Raw genomic sequence first — 16,031 nt, forward strand, 5'->3', positions numbered from 1 at the left:
GGGAGAGTAGGTCACCGCCGGACTTAACCTAGAAGAGGTTTGAGGCTCTAGCCAGTGATGGTTGGAGCCTCACCTGTTTAACCAGAGTATTTAAGCCGTGCGCGCATCGGCATCCCTCGCTCTTCTTATCTTCATGGAAGTGGATAAGGTGTGTAGTAGACATAACAAGATCTTCTACGCGAGGGGCTTTCCTTGACCACCGAGACCACGAGTCCACTGACATACCGTGACGATTCAATTCGTCCCCAGGACGATCTCTACCGCCATAGCAATGGCAAGTGGTTCGAGACAGCCACCATTCCAGGAGATCAGGGAATCTACGGTTCCTTCATGGAGCTTCGCGACCAGGCCGAAGCCGCCGTTCATGGAATCATTACCGAAGCTGTTCAGAAGGTTGCTTCCGGTGCAGAAACGGACGATGCTACCCGCCGCATTGCCCACCTCTACAGCTCGTTCATGAATGAAGCCGTGATCGAAGAACGTGGTGCTGCTCCGGTAGCTGTCTTCCTGAACACCATTGCGGATATCCAGAGCACCGAGCAGCTGCTCGAGGTTTGCGGTTTCTTCCAGCGCAAGGGCATCAGCGGCTTCATGGATGTCGGCGCGATGAACGATGCCGGCAATCCTGATCGGAACCTGCTGACCTTCCTGCAAGGTGGTCTGGGCCTGCCTGACGAGTCCTACTACCGCGAAGAGCAGTTCGCTGAAACCGTAGCCGACTACCAAGAGCACCTCGGCCGGCTGCTGGGTCTTGGCAGCATTGCCGGCGCTGAAGCAGCCGCAGCCAGCGTCGTGGAGCTCGAGAAGGCGATCGCCTCTCACCACTGGGACCGGGTCAAGGTCCGCGACGCCCAGGCACGCTACAACCTGCTGTCCGGAGAAGAGCTCGCCACGCTGTTCCCAGGGGTGACCACCTGGCTGGCGGGAGCCGGTATCGAGCAGAAGTACTACAACGAGGTTGTCGTGTGGCAGCCAAGCTACCTTCAAGGGCTGGCGGGTCTGATCGACTCCCAGCCGTTGGATGCCTGGAAGAACTGGCTGCGGATACAGGTCCTGCGCTCGTTCGCACCCTACCTGTCCAGCGCCTTCGTCAACGAGAACTTCTCCTTCTATTCCGCAAAGCTCGGTGGCGTAGAGCAGCTCAAGGAACGCTGGAAGCGCGGTGTCGCATTCACCGAGGGTGCAGTAGGCGAAGACATCGGCCAGCTGTACGTGGCCCAGCATTTCCCGGCAGAGGCCAAGGACGCCATGGACGCGCTGGTCCAGCGGCTCATCGAGGCGTACCGCATTTCGATCAGCGAACTGTCCTGGATGGGACCGGAGACAATCGAGAAGGCACTGGACAAGCTCTCCAAGTTCCGCCCGAAGATCGGCTACCCGAACCAATGGATCGACTACTCCGCGATCAGCACCGACGAGCTGGATGTCATCGCCAATCTTGCCTCGGCGAACGAATTCGAGTTCGCTCGTGAACTGAAGAAGATCGATGACGGGGTGGATCGCGAACTGTGGTTCATGTTCCCCCAGACGGTGAACGCCTACTACCACCCGCTGCTGAACGAAATCGCGTTCCCGGCTGCCATCCTGCGCCCGCCATTCTTCGACGTGAACCGCGACATCGCCTCGAACTTCGGCGGCATCGGCGCGGTCATCGGCCACGAAATCGGCCACGGCTTCGATGACCAGGGCTCGCAGTTCGATGGCACTGGCCAGCTGACCAATTGGTGGACCGATGAGGACCGGGCTTCCTTCGAGAAGCTGACCGCCAAGCTGGTGGACCAGTACAACGCGCTGTCCCCTTCAGAAGCCCCGGAACACAACGTCAACGGTGCACTGACCTTGGGCGAGAACATCGGCGACCTCGGTGGATTGGGCATTGCCTACAAGGCCTACAAGCTCGAGCTGGCGGCCCGCGGCATCCAGGAAGATGAAGTGATCGACGGTATCACCGGCGACCAGCGCTTCTTCTACTCCTGGGCCGAATGCTGGCGCACGCTGATCCGTCCGGAAACCGCGGTGGTGCGCGTGACCACGGACCCTCACGCACCCGGCGAATTCCGTTGCAACCAGGTGCCGAAGAACCTGGATTCCTTCCACGAGGCCTTCGGCACCAAGCCGGGCGATGGCATGTGGCTGGATCCGGCCGACCGCGTGGAAATCTGGTAAACCGCATCACCTAATGGATGGGGCAGGGGCAAAGCAGGCTTTGCCGCTGCCCCATCCTGCGTTGCGGGCCAAGATCACTGTGTAAGGCTGATCATGAAGGGCTTCAACTGCGCGCCATGACACGTAGAATGGACTATTGTGACTTCCGAAAATAATTCCGCACCGGCCCCAAATCCAAACGACCAGCGACAGGTGCGCACCGATAAGCGCAACCAGCTGCTGGCCAAGGGCGAGGAAGCCTACCCGGTAGGCATTGCCCGCACCCACTCGTTGCAGGAAATCCGCGACAAGTACGAGCACCTCGAAGCCGGCGAGGAGACCGAAGACGTCGTCGGCGTCGTCGGACGCATCGTCTTCATGCGCAACACCGGCAAGCTGTGCTTCGCCACCTTGCAGGAGGGCGGCCAGAAGGGCGAAGGAGTTCGCCTGCAGGTCATGCTCTCGCTGGCCAACGTCGGCGAAGAGCGCCTGGCGCAGTGGAAGTCGCTCGTCGATTTGGGCGACCACGTATTCGTGACCGGCAAGGTCATCTCATCGCGCCGCGGCGAGCTGTCCATCATGGCCGATGCCTGGGAGATGGCTTCCAAGGCCTTGCGCCCGCTGCCGGTGCTGCATGCCGATCTGAACGAAGAGACCCGCGTGCGCCAGCGCTACGCCGATTTGATCGTGCGCGACGAAGCCCGCGAGATGGTCTACAAGCGTGCCGCGATCATCCGCGCCGTGCGCAATACCCTGGAGAACCGCGGCTACGTCGAGGTTGAGACCCCGATGCTGCAGCTGGTTCACGGCGGCGCATCGGCCCGCCCGTTCAAGACCCACCTGAACGCGTTCGACCAGGAAATGACCCTGCGCATCGCCACCGAGCTGTACCTCAAGCGCTGCGTCGTCGGCGGCGTCGACCGCGTCTTCGAGGTGGGACGCATCTTCCGCAACGAGGGCGTCGACTCGACCCACTCGCCGGAATTCACCACCCTGGAATCCTACGAAGCCTATGCCGACCAGTACGTCATGGCCGACCGCATCAAGGAAATCATTCTCAATGCAGCTGACGCCATCGGCGCTGGCCGCACCATCGAAACTCCCAAGGGCACTGTCAACCTGGACGGCGAATGGCGCTGGGTCAGCGTCTACCCGGGCTTGTCCGAGGCTGTCGGCGTCGAGATCACGCCGGAAACGGACGCATCGGTGCTGCGCGAGATCGCCGCGAAGCACGAAGTGAAGATCGACCCGGCCTGGGGAGCCCAGAAGCTGGTCATCGAGCTGTTCGGCGAAATCGTCGAGCCGACCTTGATCGACCCGACCTTCGTGTGCGACTACCCGCCCCTGGCACAGCCGCTGGCGCGTCCGCACCGCTCGAAGCCGGGCGTTATCGAAGCATGGGACCTGATCATCGGCGGCATGGAGCGCGGCACCGCATTCTCCGAGCTGATCGACCCGGTAATCCAGCGCGAGCGCCTGACCGAGCAGTCCCTGATGGCTGCCGGCGGAGACCCAGAGGCAATGCAGCTTGATGAAGACTTCCTGCGTGCCCTGGAATACGGTGCACCGCCAATGGGCGGCATCGGTTTGGGCATCGACCGTCTGGTTATGCTTTTCACCAACGTCGGTATTCGTGAAACTATTCTGTTCCCACTGCTAAAGCCGGAGGCATAAGAATGCCATATATTGAGGCGATCGTCCCGACAATCTGCCTGGCGCTGCTTTTCTGGTACGTGATGAAAGCTATTACAAACGCGGATCGAAAAGAACGCCAAGCTGAAGCTGAAGCTGATGCGCTAATTCAAAATGGCTCGGATTCAAATAATCCAGTAAACGGGAATTAGTCGTTCCTGATAGAACCTTGTGAATTCTGATGATAATTAGAATTTAGCGTGCCTATTTGTATATGCTTGTTGTTTGAAATGGACTGATGGCTGAATGCCGATCTGTCCAGTACATTCAAGCTCGGAGGAACCCCTAAATGGCACGTCAGGTTCAAATTGCCCTGATCGACGATATTGATGGTAGCGAGGCAACTGAATCAATCGCATTCAGCGTCGCTGGTCAGCATTTTGAAATCGACCTGAACGACGAGCACGCTGCTCAGTTCCATGCAGCCATCGAGCCGTACATCGAAGCGGCTCGTTCGTCGAAGCAGACTGCAGCGAGCGAAGCTCCAGCAATCCGCGCATGGGCGAAGGAAAACAACATTAGGGTCAACGCACGCGGACGCCTTAATGCAGAGGTTGTAGATGCCTACAACGCTGCAATGCGAAAGGGTGGTCGAGGCCGCGCGAAGTAATTCGCGAGGTTTTGCACAAGTCTCAAATATGAGCCGGCACGCAATGCGTGCCGGCTCATATTCTTATAACGATGTTCGTTATTCACGATGCATTTTCATTGAAGATCGCAATATTGGTGAACCAAGTAATTCTCATTATGAATTGCACGCCTATTACTGATTCCCGGTAACGGGGAGCCGTTTCGGTTATCCCTGTGGCGAACAAGGGAGCATTGCGGGCGCATGGTGCGTAGCATCGAATTATTGGTAAGCAAGGAGTGTGCCGAAGATGTTTGAGAGATTTACCGACCGTGCCCGCCGAGTTGTCGTGCTCGCCCAAGAAGAGGCGCGCATGCTCAACCACAACTACATCGGCACCGAGCACCTGTTGCTCGGTCTAATCCACGAAGGCGATGGCGTCGCCGCAAAGGCGCTCGAGTCGCTGAACATTTCGCTGGGTGCCGTTCGTGAGCAGGTTCAGGAGATTATCGGCAAGGGCCAGCAGGCGCCTTCCGGTCATATCCCGTTCACTCCTCGCGCCAAGAAGGTCTTGGAGCTCTCGCTGCGCGAAGCGCTGCAGCTGGGACACAACTACATTGGTACCGAGCACATCCTGCTCGGCCTGATCCGCGAGGGCGAGGGCGTCGCAGCCCAGGTTCTGGTGAAGCTTGGCGCCGACCTCGGTCGCGTGCGCCAGCAGGTCATCCAGCTGCTCTCGGGCTACCAGGGCGGCAAGGAGACCGCGTCCGCTGGCGTCAGCTCGGGCGGACAGCAGGAAGGTACCCCTGCAGGCTCGGCAGTGCTCGACCAGTTCGGCCGCAACCTGACCGCAGCCGCCCGCGAAGGCAAGCTCGACCCGGTGATCGGCCGCGAGCATGAGATGGAACGCGTCATGCAGGTCCTCTCGCGCCGCACCAAGAACAACCCGGTACTCATCGGCGAGCCCGGCGTCGGCAAGACCGCCGTAGTCGAGGGCCTGGCCCAGGCCATCGTGCGCGGCGACGTGCCGGAAACCATCAAGGACAAGCAGCTGTACACCCTGGACCTCGGTTCGCTGGTGGCCGGCTCCCGCTATCGCGGCGACTTCGAGGAACGCCTGAAGAAGGTCCTGAAGGAAATCCGCACCCGTGGCGACATCATCCTGTTCATCGACGAGATCCACACCCTGGTCGGCGCCGGTGCCGCCGAAGGCGCCATCGATGCCGCGTCGATCCTCAAGCCGATGCTGGCCCGTGGCGAACTGCAGACCATCGGTGCCACCACCTTGGACGAGTACCGCAAGAACATCGAGAAGGACGCCGCGCTCGAGCGCCGCTTCCAGCCGATCCAGGTCAAGGAACCGTCCGTCGAGCTGACCACGCAGATCCTGCGTGGCCTGCGCGACCGCTACGAGGCGCACCACCGCGTGACCATCACCGACGGTGCGCTGCAGGCTGCCGCCCAGCTGGCCCACCGCTACATTTCCGACCGCTTCCTGCCGGACAAGGCAGTTGACCTGATCGACGAGGCCGGTGCACGACTGCGCATCCAGCGCATGACCGCGCCACCGGCACTGAAGGAAATGGACGAGGAAATCGCCACCGTGCGCCTGGAGAAGGAAGCCGCGATTGACGCGCAGGACTTCGAAGGTGCAGCCTCGCTGCGCGATAAGGAATCCAAGCTGATCGAGGCCCGCAACGAGAAGGAGAAGTCCTGGCGCAATGGCGACATGGACGAAATCTCCGAGGTGACCGAGGACCTCATTGCCGAGGTGCTTGCCAACTCGACCGGCATCCCGGTAGTGAAGCTGACCGAGGAAGAGTCCTCGCGCCTGCTCAACATGGAAGAAGAGCTTCACAAGCGCGTTATCGGCCAGGATTCGGCCATCAAGGCCATCTCGCAGGCGATCCGCCGCACCCGTGCCGGCCTGAAGGACCCGAACCGCCCAGGCGGCTCGTTCATCTTCGCCGGCCCGACCGGCGTGGGCAAGACCGAGCTGGCCAAGGCGCTGGCGGAGTTCCTCTTCGGCGAAGAAGACGCGCTGATCACCCTGGACATGTCCGAATACTCGGAGAAGCACACCGTTTCGCGCCTGTTCGGTGCCCCTCCAGGATACGTCGGCTACGAAGAGGGCGGTCAGCTGACCGAAAAGGTCCGCCGCCGTCCGTTCTCCGTGGTGCTCTTCGACGAGGTGGAGAAGGCCCACGCGGACCTGTTCAACTCGCTGCTGCAGATCCTGGAAGACGGCCGCCTGACCGACTCCCAGGGCCGTGTGGTGGACTTCAAGAACACCATCATCATCATGACCACGAACCTCGGTACCCGTGACATCTCCAAGGGTGTGATGACCGGCTTCCAGTCGGCCGCGGATACCAAGACCGGTTATGAGCGGATGCAGGCCAAGGTCCAGGAAGAACTGCGCCAGCATTTCCGCCCTGAGTTCCTGAACCGTGTTGACGACACCGTGGTCTTCCCGCAGCTGAACCAGGAGGAGATCGAGGAGATCGTCGACCTGTTCATCGCACGCCTGGCCAAGCGCCTGAAGGAACGCGATATCACCATCGAGCTGACCCAGGCTGCACGCAGCCTGCTGGCCCAGCGCGGCTACGATCCTGCAATGGGTGCCCGTCCGCTGCGCCGCACCATCCAGCGCGACATCGAGGACCAGCTCTCCGAGCGCATCCTCTTCAGCCAGATCGTGTCCGGCCAGAAGGTCACCGTGGACGTCGAGGGCGAAGGCGAGAGCCGCAAGTTCGTCTTCCACGCCGAAGGTGGCAACGGCCAGCTGGAAGGCGAGCCGGCACCGGCAGCCCTGGAAAGCTGAGCCGTTAGCGGAATCACCACTAGCCGTGGAACTGGGAAATCCAGTTCCACGGCTATTGGCTTTAATCCGTCCATGTCGCAGGCTCAACACATGAAGATGCGAAGCAAGGGGCAGCAGATGATTGCCGCATCCTGCCTCGCCGTCATGGCCTATTTGGCCCTGTACCTTTTCCTGCGGCCCGAGCTTCCTGAGCGGCTGGTGCGCCACGCAGGAGCCGATGGTGCCGGATACAGCCCGACATGGCTGGTGGTGCTCGTAATCGGCGCTGCGGCCACGCTCAGCATTGCCATCGGCATCATCGCGTACCGCGACTTCACCTCACTGGGGCACTGGAATCCCGGGCCGAAATCCATTGTGGTCTGCTTCGTGGCAGCTGGCTTCGGAATCCTCGGACTCGGTGCCGCCATGCTGTTCACCGTCTTAGGTCAAGACGCCGCCCAGCTGGGATCCTTGCCTGTCGGCATGGGGCTGATCGGCTTGCTCGGGGTCTTCGCGCTTTCTGCCGGGTTGCTGGCCAGGGCCCTGCCCAGGGCAGAGCAAGAGGCCCTCGACGCCTGAGAGGCGATCGAGGGCCGCCTTGCCAGCCGGACTTAGCGGCCTACCGCCTTGGCGACCAGCGCGGCAAGCTTTTCCTCCAGCTGCTCATCAAGCGCGGTAATGGCGAATGACGTGGGCCAGAGCGTGCCCTCATCGAGCTGCGCGACATCGTTGAACCCGAAGGTCAGGTAGCGGGTGCCGAACTTCTTGGCATCCTGCATGAAGCACAAGATCTTGCCGTCCAGGGCGTAGGCGGGCATGCCGTACCAGGTTTTCGGTTCCAGTCCAGGAGCCGTGGAGGTGACGATCCGGTGCAGCTTCTCGGCGAGAACCTTATCGTTCCCCTCGAAGGAAGCAATCTTCTCTTCAACTTCCCTGCGCGCCTGCTCGGCCTTCTCGGCCTTGGTCATGCGCTTCTTCGGAGCTCGCACCTCGGCTGCGCGCTCTTTCATCGCGGCCTTCTCAGCGGCCGAAAAACCCTCTTGTTCCGTACTGCTCATGCTTCGGCTCCCTATGCTGATTGGTTGATGCGGACCATATTTCCCGAAGGGTCGCGGAATGCGCAATCGCGCGGACCCCACGGCTGGTCCATCGGCTCCTGCAGGACTTCAGCGCCCGAGGCGCTCACGGTCTCGAACACCTGGTCCAGGTCGGTAGTGGAAAGCACCAGCGGACCGATGGTTCCCTTGGCTACCAGCTCGGCCAGGGTCTGCGCATCGGCGTCGGAGCGGCCGGCGCCCGGAGCCGAAAGCACCAAGCTGGTGCCGGTGCCATCGGAGCCCGCAAGCGAGACCCAGCGGAAGCCGCCGTTGGCGACATCTGAAATTACCGTGAAGCCCAGCGCATCGCGGTAGAACGCGAGCGCCTCATCTACATCGAGCACGGTCAACGGGACATGATTGATTGAAATATTTGCCATGGCTCCAGCCTAGGCAGTGCCGCGCAGCGCGCGCTTCTTCAAAACTGCTCAGAATCTCTCGGGACGCAAAAGGATCTTGGCAATGCAGGCAGGGATCTGCTCCGTGGCAGAATGATCCCGTTCCCGGTAGGCGGACGGGGTTTCCCCCACCACTTCGGTGAAGCGTGTGCTGAAGGAACCCAGCGAAGTCCAGCCCACTTGCATGCAGGCATCAGTGACCGAGACTGACGCGCGCAGCAGATGCATGGCACGCTCAATGCGGCGGGTAAGCAAATAGGAATGCGGCGTCTCGCCATAGGCCCGCTTGAACTCCCTGGAAAAGTGCGCAGGAGACATGGACGCCCGCTGGGCCAATGCCGGCACATCCAAAGGCTCGGCATAGTTCCGATCCATCAGGTCCTTGGCACGGCGCAAATGCGCCAGTGCCTTCAGCGCTTCGGCATCCACTGGCTAACCTCGATTCCTGGCCCGCAGCACCAGGATTGCACCGAGCGCGGTCGAGCACAGGTAGATCCCGATGACCGCGATCCAGCCCGCGGTGAATCCACCGGCCGATCCCACCAGCAGGCCCATGGCCAGCGGCCCGACGGTGAATCCGCCGAACTGGCCTGCCGAGACGATTCCGCTGGCGCTGCCCAAGCGGCTTGCCGGGATCGCACGCAACAGGCCCGCCATGAGCACCACCGAAACTCCCAGGGCCGAGGCGCCATGCAGGGCAACCGCCAGCCAGAGCAGCGCCACCGAATGCATTTGCTGGGCCAGAAGGAAGCTGGCTCCGCCCGCAGTGGCCAGCGATGCCAACAGCAGCAGGAGCTTGGGCGCTGAAACCCCGCGGGCCATCATCTGCCCCCAGCCGACGCGGGCACTGACCCCAATGACTCCGGCCACCGCAGCGGTCAGGCCGCCGGCCACCAAGGAGAAATCCAGTTCGCGGACCGCAAAGAGCGCCAGATAGACATTGGTTGCCTGCACTCCGACGCCGTTGATGAAACCGAACAGGGCCAGCGCGAAAATGACGAACTTCGTCGAGGGGGCTGCCGCGGCGATCGGCTTGTCCGCATCCGTCTTCGGCTTTTTCGGTGCAGGCACGCTGAGCATGGGGGTGGTGCGGACAACTCGTACGGCGATGAGCGCGAGCACTGCGGCGAGTACCGCGCCAGCCAGCGACGCGCCATGCCAGCCGATGAACGCCGCCAGCAACGGGAACCCCACGCTGCCTACGAGCTGTGAAACCTGCACGCCTGACTGCTTGATGCCGGTCCACGTAATGCGCTGGGCGCTGGGAACCCGCTGGGCAAGAATGCGGTTGGTGACGCCGTTGGGGAATGACTGGGCCAAACCGGCAAGCCCGGATGCCACCAACAGCAGGACGTAGCCGGCGGGAATTGCCGCCAGGCCCAGCGCAACCGCGGTGGTGCCAAAAATCAGCAGCATCAGCCTGGTATCCGGTTGCCTGTCCGAGAACTTCCCGAAGACGGCGTTGCCCAGTGCGGCGCAGCCAAAGCAGACCGTCGCCAGCAGGCCGAACTGGGATTCGGTGATTCCCAAATCCCTGATGACCAGGTCGCTGGTGGCGCTCAACCCGTAATTAAGCAGGGGAGCGATGCCCACTGCGGAGAGCAGGATGGCAAGCAACCCGAATCCGGGGCGTGCTGTTCTAGCTGTCATCCGCATCCTTGCTCCCGGGGGCTTCAATGTTCAAGCTTATTGTGGCAGTTCTGCGTGCAGGATGTTCCTTCCATGACATATCCAGCGACTTCTTCGAATCTGCAAACTGGGAGGCATAGGATCTAAACGTGAACTCTTTTACCGTCCGCCCAGCCAAGACCAGTGATGTCAACGCAATCCGCAATCTGGTGCGCCCCCTGGCCGAGGAACGAATCCTGCTGGATAAGGAAGCGGTCACCTACTACGAGTCCATCCAGGAATTCCTGGTAGCCGAGGATCCGGAGGGCAGCGTTGTCGGCTGCGGCGGCTTGCACGTCATCTGGGAGGACATCGCCGAAATCCGCACCCTCGCCACCTCCGATACGGTCCGCGGCATGGGGGTCGGGCACCTTTTGCTGGGAGAACTGCTCAAACGCGCCAAGGCTGTCGGGGTGTCGCGTGTTTTCTGCCTGACTTTCGAAGTTGCATTCTTCGAACGCCAAGGCTTCAAGGTGATGGCTGACCAGAGCGCCGTGGACCCCGCGGTGTACCAGGAGATCCTGCTCTCCCGGGATGAAGGCGTCGCTGAATTCTTGGACCTTGCACGGGTGAAGCCGAATACCCTGGGCAATACCCGCATGATCATTACGCTGGACTGATATTCCTACTCCATCCGGTCATAGCGGGCGCGGAACATCAGGAAGACCGCGTAGCAAACCAGGCCAGCACCGATGGCAATCAAGGCAACGGGCCCGAAGGGCTGGTCCTGGATGGCCTTCAACGCGCCATCGATGCCGCTGGCCTCTTCCGGGTCGCGCTGCACCGTGGCCACGATGAACAACAGGCCAACTGCACCCAGGACTGCGCCCTTGGCCGGGTAGCCGAGCATGCCTGAGAACTTCACCGCGCGGGAAACCTCCTTGTTTCCAGAACCCCGCAGATCCTCCAGGAACTTCTTGGCGGCTCCCTTGTAGATGTAATAGCCGGCCATGACCAGCATGCCGAGGCCGATGGCGATCAGCAAGGCCCGGCCAAGGCCTGTCTGCATCAGTTCGCCGCTGAAGCTGCTGGCGGTCTTTCCCGAATCGCTGGGATTCCCCGCGGCGAATCGTCCAAAGGTGAATCCGACAGCCAAGAACGATATCGAAGTAGCCGCGGACTTGAGCCTTTCCTTCAGCTTCTTCTCGGGCAAGAAGGCCTGCGCCATGGACCACAGGCCCAGCAGCAGGGCGCCGATTGCGCAGATCCACAGCAGAACCATGCCGAAGGGCTGGTTTGCCAGTGCGCCCATGGCTCCGCCCTGGTCGGCTTCCGCCTTGCGGCCGGCGGCGACAACAACTGCAAGGACTCCCAGGGTCGCATGGAGAATCCCGTTGGCGACGAATCCCAAGCGGGCGGCGCCCTCGAACCATGGATGCTCGGCTACGTGGCGAACCGTGCCGGCAGGGTCAACTGAAGCGTTCATGGGCTAAGCATAGGTACGCGCTGGCAGAGAAAGCCAGCAGGTACCCGCGTGTTCTTTGCCGGTCTCAGGAAGGCAGGCGGATGCGGTTATCCTCGGCGATCGCCAGGCCATCTTTCAGCAGCCCGGCCAGCGCGCGTTCACGCTGATCCAGCGGAGACTGCAACCGTGCAAGTGCCACATATCCTGCGTGCGATTCCTGGGCCAGATCGGCCAGGAATGACTGCTGCGGCACCGCCTCCTCATGTTCGCGCAGAATCGCCATGATGGCCCCGCGGACCTGGCGATCGGTACCCTTCCAAGCTTGGCCTTTCGGGGTGTAGTGCGGTGCCGGCTGCCCGCCGGCAACCCATGCGCACTGCTCGAACACCGGGCATTGCCCGCACTTCGGGCTGCGTGCAGTGCATACCAGCGCGCCGAGCTCCATCACGGAGACATTCCACAGATTCGCCGTCCGGTCATCTTCGGGCTGGACTTCCCTGGCCCGGGCGAACTCGCTGGCGCGCGGGCTTGGTTCGGGCAATGCCGTGCCGCCAAAGAGCCGGGCATGCACGCGGCGGATATTCGTGTCCACGACGACGGTGCGCTCGCCGAAGGCGAAGCAGGCAATGGCGGCTGCGGTGTAGTCGCCGATGCCGGGCAAGGCCAACAGCTGCGCTTCGGTGCGCGGGACTTCGCCGTTGTATTCGGTGGTGATCTCCACGGCGGCGGCATGCAAGCGCTGCGCGCGCCGCGGATAGCCAAGCCGTCCCCAGGCCTTCAAAGCCTCGGACAGCGGTTCCGCGGCCAGATCCTGCGGCCGCGGCCAGCGGCGCATCCATTCTTCCCACACCGGCAGGACACGAACCACGGGGGTCTGCTGGAGCATGAACTCGCTGACCATGACTTCCCATCCGCTCACGCCAGGACGGCGCCAAGGCAGGTCGCGGGCGTTCTCTAGGTACCAGTCGTTGATGGTGTCGTGGATTTGCTGCACCCCACCACTCTAGGCCAGCGCACGGAAGACCCGGAATCCGAGGGAAAGCAGTGGGGAACGCGATGCACCCCGGATCCTACGCCATTACCGGGTTCGGGCAGTGCAATGAATTAGCCTTAATCCATGAGCAACGCATCAGGGGGGAAACCATCGGCCAGCGTCTACCGGCGCCGGCGGATTACCGTGGCAGTACTTGCCCTGGTGCTCATCGGCCTGATCGTCTGGGGCGTCGTTGCCCTGGTGGGGGTCTTTGCCCCCGATGAGCAGGAAACTGCGGGCAATGAACCGACCGCCCAGCAGACACAGCCGGTCCCTTCGCCATCGTCCGAACCGGAAGAGGATGAAGATTCGGGCAAGATGTGCAGCGGCGACGAGATCGAGGTTACCGCGACGACCGATGCGAAAAGCTACGCCTCGGACAAGAAGCCGACATTGATTCTCGGCATCGAGAATGTCTCCAAGCGCGAATGCGAGGTGAACGTCGGAAGCACGCAGCAGGAGTTCCTGGTTTCCAGCGGTTCTGACCGCATCTTCTCCACCGTCGACTGCCTCGAGAACGCAGAGGACGTAATCCTGGCCTTCAAGCCAGGGCAGAAGGAGAACTCGCGCTTCACCTGGAACCGCGAGCGTTCGGCTCCCGGCTGCAAAGCTGTCAGCGTGCAGCCGCGTCCGGGAACCTACAAGTTCACCGCGGCTGTCGGCGACTTCGTCTCCGAGCCGGTGACCTTCACCCTGGAGTGAGCGCCTAAATGTAGCGGTCCAGCAGCGAGGACTCGGCCATGCGTGCGAGCCCTTCGCGGATGGAGCGTGCACGCTGCTCGCCGACGCCTTCAATTTCCATAAGCTGGCTGGTGGACGCGGACATCAGCAGCTGCAAGTTGTCGAATGCCGCCACCAGGCGATCTCCCACCACCTTGGGAACAGTGCGGATCTGCGAGAGCAGGCGGTATCCCTTGGGGGTCAGCTGGTCGTCCTGGCCAATGCTGGAGTGCGGGAACAGGATCTTGGTCAGCCCGTCGAGCTCGACCAGCTGCGCGTCGGACACTTCATGCAGGGTCTCCAAGGCGTGCTCGATATCCAGCTCCTGGCCCTCGGCGTCGGAATAGTCCCGCAGCAGCAGCTCGTTATCTGCCTGGATGCCGGAGAGCAATTCGGCATGCTGGGCTGCCAGCAGGCGCCCGTCGATGCCCAGCTCCAGCACGTAGCGGGAGATTTCCTCGCTGGTGCGGCGCAGCATCTCGGTGCGCTGCAGCACTGCCAGCACCTCCCGCGCAGTGGCGACATCCTCGATCTCCGCCGCTGACAGGGCGCTGGTGACCTGGTCCAAGCGGTGGCGGTAGCGTTCCAGGGTGGCAATGGCCTGGTTGCCGCGGGCCAGCAGGCGCTCGGCAGGCTCGAGCACATGGCGCTCGCCGTCGGCATAGAGGGTGATGGTCTGCATCGACTGCGACACCGAAATCGTCGGGAACCCGGATTGCGCGGCCACGCGTTCCGCGGTGCGGTGGCGGGTGCCGGATTCCTGGGTTTCAATCTGCGCATCCGGCATCAGCTGCACGCCTGCCTGCAGGATCTGGCGGCCGGTTCCGTCCAGGATGATCGCACCGTCCATCTTGGCCAGTTCGCGGATGCGGGTCGGCGTGTATTCGGTGTTGATCCGGAAGCCGCCGGAGCTGATCGACTCGACGAGCTTGTCGTGGCCGAGCACGATGAGGGCGCCGGTGCGGCCGCGCTGGATCCGCTCCAGGCCCTGGGCGAGTTCGGTACCCGGGGCAATCTGGGCCAGAACGGCAAGGAATCCGGGGGTGGGGTGCGCTTTCAACTGGCGTCCTTTCGGCGGGCGGCAATAATCAAGTTTATCGCGTTGGCTTCTGCCGCTGGTTGAAGGCGATATCCAGGGCCTGGGCGATATTCTCCACCTGGAACACGCGGATGCCCTCGGGGATGTTCTTCAACGGTTCCGGGGTAGCCGGGGCCATTGCGAAGGAGAATCCCAGGCGCTGGGCTTCGATGATGCGCCGCGAGATCTCGGGCACTTGCCTCACCTCGCCGGCCAAGCCTACCTCGCCGAAGGCCACGAAGTCCTGCGGCAGCGGGAACTCGTTCATCGACGAGGCCAGGGCCAGCGCGCAGGCCAGATCCGATGCCGGTTCGGCGATCTTGACGCCGCCCACCGTGGCAATATAGGAGTCCATGGACGACAGATCCATATGCGCGCGGGCCTGCAGCACCGCCACGACCATCTGCGCCCGTGCCGCATCCAGGCCGCTGGTGGCCCTGCGGGCGGCCGGGGCATTGCTGCGGGAGAGCAGGGTCTGCACCTCGGCCACCAACGGCCGGCGGCCTTCGAGGGTGACGGTGATGCAGGTGCCCGGAACCGGGTTGCGGGTTCGCGTGACGAACAGCTTGGAAGGATCGGTCAGCGATTCGATGCCGTCCTCATTCAGGTCGAAGCAGCCCACCTCATCGGTGGCGCCATAGCGGTTCTTCAGCGCGCGCAGGATGCGCAGCCGCGAATGCTTCTCGCCATCGAACTGGCAGACCACATCCACCAGGTGCTCGAGCAGCCGCGGGCCGGCGACCGACCCTTCCTTGGTGACGTGGCCGACCATGATGGTGGACATGGCCCGGGTCTTGGCCGCGTTGATGATCGACGCGGCGACCTCGCGCACCTGGGACACGCCGCCGGCCGCGCCGTCCACCTCTGCCGAGGAGAAGGTCTGCACCGAGTCCAGGATCAGCAGCTGCGGATCGATCTCCTGGATCTGCCCCAGCGCCAGGGCCAGGTCGGTTTCGGCGGCCAGGAACAGCGTATCGGCGATGGCGTTGATGCGTTCGGCGCGGGACTTGACCTGCGCGGCCGATTCCTCGCCGGTCAGGTAGAGCACGCGCAGGCCGGTCTGCGCCGCTTTCGCTGCGACGTCCAGGAGCAGCGTGGACTTGCCTACGCCGGGTTCTCCGGCGAGCAGGATCGCGGCTGCCGGGACCAGTCCGCCACCGAGCACGCGGTCCAGCTCGGACACCCCGCTGGGGCGGAAGGCGGCTTCGGAGCCGTCGATCTGCGCGATCGGCTTGGCCGGGTGGGCGACTTTGGCCGCGGCCACGGTGCGGGCGGAAACGACACCCACTTCTTCGACGGTGCCCCAGGCCTGGCATTCGCCGCAGCGGCCCACCCATTTGATCGTGGTCCATCCGCATTCGGAGCATTTGAACGATGCGCTGGATTTGCTGCGGGTGGAAGTTTTGGCCATGGCTCAATGCTAT

At 62.5% G+C, this 16,031-nt stretch carries 16 protein-coding genes; 8 read left to right on the plus strand and 8 right to left on the minus strand.

Annotated features, from left to right (window positions below; all coding sequences use genetic code 11):
• The first annotated feature begins 192 nt into the window (after positions 1-192).
• The 6 genes from BKX98_RS15610 (at position 193) to BKX98_RS15630 (ending at position 7,787) form a co-directional block, all read left to right on the plus strand.
• Positions 193-2,166 carry a M13 family metallopeptidase gene (locus BKX98_RS15610; RefSeq protein ID WP_083586988.1) on the plus strand — a complete coding sequence of 658 codons (1,974 nt, stop codon included), beginning with the start codon at positions 193-195 and terminating at the stop codon, positions 2,164-2,166.
• 138 nt (positions 2,167-2,304) lie between these two features.
• On the plus strand, positions 2,305-3,819 hold the full coding sequence (gene lysS, locus BKX98_RS15615; RefSeq protein WP_038993580.1) for a lysine--tRNA ligase: 1,515 nt from the start codon (positions 2,305-2,307) through the stop codon (positions 3,817-3,819).
• A gap of 2 nt (positions 3,820-3,821) precedes the next feature.
• Entirely contained in the window at positions 3,822-3,989 is a 168-nt protein-coding gene (locus tag BKX98_RS17160) for a hypothetical protein (protein WP_170214662.1), read from the plus strand.
• A 137-nt stretch (positions 3,990-4,126) separates the two neighbouring features.
• Positions 4,127-4,447: an Lsr2 family protein gene (locus BKX98_RS15620; protein WP_073707947.1), complete on the plus strand. Its 321-nt coding sequence runs from the start codon at positions 4,127-4,129 to the stop codon at positions 4,445-4,447.
• A gap of 268 nt (positions 4,448-4,715) precedes the next feature.
• The gene (locus BKX98_RS15625; protein ID WP_073707948.1) at positions 4,716-7,229 is read left to right on the plus strand and encodes an ATP-dependent Clp protease ATP-binding subunit; all 2,514 of its coding nucleotides are present in this window, start codon (positions 4,716-4,718) and stop codon (positions 7,227-7,229) included.
• Positions 7,230-7,319: 90 nt separating this feature from the next.
• Positions 7,320-7,787, plus strand: coding sequence for a hypothetical protein (locus BKX98_RS15630; protein ID WP_073707949.1), 468 nt, complete (start codon positions 7,320-7,322; stop codon positions 7,785-7,787).
• Between the two features lie 32 nt (positions 7,788-7,819).
• Here the strand turns inward: BKX98_RS15630 and BKX98_RS15635 are convergent, their stop codons facing one another.
• From BKX98_RS15635 to BKX98_RS15650, 4 genes are read right to left on the minus strand one after another with little or no spacing between them, the layout of a single operon-like run.
• Positions 7,820-8,266 (minus strand): iron chaperone, encoded by a 447-nt coding sequence (locus BKX98_RS15635; protein WP_066144536.1) that lies wholly within the window; start codon positions 8,264-8,266, stop codon positions 7,820-7,822.
• 11 nt (positions 8,267-8,277) lie between these two features.
• Entirely contained in the window at positions 8,278-8,685 is a 408-nt protein-coding gene (locus tag BKX98_RS15640) for a VOC family protein (protein WP_073707950.1), read from the minus strand.
• 48 nt (positions 8,686-8,733) lie between these two features.
• On the minus strand, positions 8,734-9,078 hold the full coding sequence (locus BKX98_RS15645; protein WP_052254094.1) for a helix-turn-helix domain-containing protein: 345 nt from the start codon (positions 9,076-9,078) through the stop codon (positions 8,734-8,736).
• Positions 9,079-9,135: 57 nt separating this feature from the next.
• Positions 9,136-10,353, minus strand: a complete 1,218-nt coding sequence (locus BKX98_RS15650) for an MFS transporter (protein WP_073707951.1) — start codon at positions 10,351-10,353, stop codon at positions 9,136-9,138.
• Between the two features lie 128 nt (positions 10,354-10,481).
• Here BKX98_RS15650 and BKX98_RS15655 point away from each other — a divergent pair, with 128 nt between their 5' ends.
• Positions 10,482-10,991: an amino-acid N-acetyltransferase gene (locus BKX98_RS15655; protein ID WP_073707952.1), complete on the plus strand. Its 510-nt coding sequence runs from the start codon at positions 10,482-10,484 to the stop codon at positions 10,989-10,991.
• Positions 10,992-10,996: 5 nt separating this feature from the next.
• Here BKX98_RS15655 and BKX98_RS15660 read toward each other — a convergent pair whose 3' ends face one another.
• Positions 10,997-11,797 (minus strand): DUF1206 domain-containing protein, encoded by an 801-nt coding sequence (locus BKX98_RS15660; RefSeq protein WP_038993590.1) that lies wholly within the window; start codon positions 11,795-11,797, stop codon positions 10,997-10,999.
• A 64-nt stretch (positions 11,798-11,861) separates the two neighbouring features.
• Positions 11,862-12,770, minus strand: coding sequence for an A/G-specific adenine glycosylase (locus BKX98_RS15665; RefSeq protein WP_073707953.1), 909 nt, complete (start codon positions 12,768-12,770; stop codon positions 11,862-11,864).
• A gap of 123 nt (positions 12,771-12,893) precedes the next feature.
• Between BKX98_RS15665 and BKX98_RS15670 the strand changes: the two genes are divergently transcribed.
• On the plus strand, positions 12,894-13,511 hold the full coding sequence (locus tag BKX98_RS15670) for a hypothetical protein (RefSeq protein ID WP_066144550.1): 618 nt from the start codon (positions 12,894-12,896) through the stop codon (positions 13,509-13,511).
• A gap of 4 nt (positions 13,512-13,515) precedes the next feature.
• Here the strand turns inward: BKX98_RS15670 and disA are convergent, their stop codons facing one another.
• Positions 13,516-14,589: a DNA integrity scanning diadenylate cyclase DisA gene (gene disA / locus BKX98_RS15675; protein WP_038993593.1), complete on the minus strand. Its 1,074-nt coding sequence runs from the start codon at positions 14,587-14,589 to the stop codon at positions 13,516-13,518.
• Positions 14,590-14,623: 34 nt separating this feature from the next.
• Positions 14,624-16,018, minus strand: a complete 1,395-nt coding sequence (radA, locus tag BKX98_RS15680) for a DNA repair protein RadA (RefSeq protein WP_073707954.1) — start codon at positions 16,016-16,018, stop codon at positions 14,624-14,626.
• Between the last annotated feature and the right edge of the window lie 13 nt (positions 16,019-16,031).

The sequence above is a fragment of the Glutamicibacter sp. 0426 genome (assembly GCF_001906485.1).
GTDB classification, from domain to species: domain Bacteria; phylum Actinomycetota; class Actinomycetes; order Actinomycetales; family Micrococcaceae; genus Glutamicibacter; species Glutamicibacter nicotianae.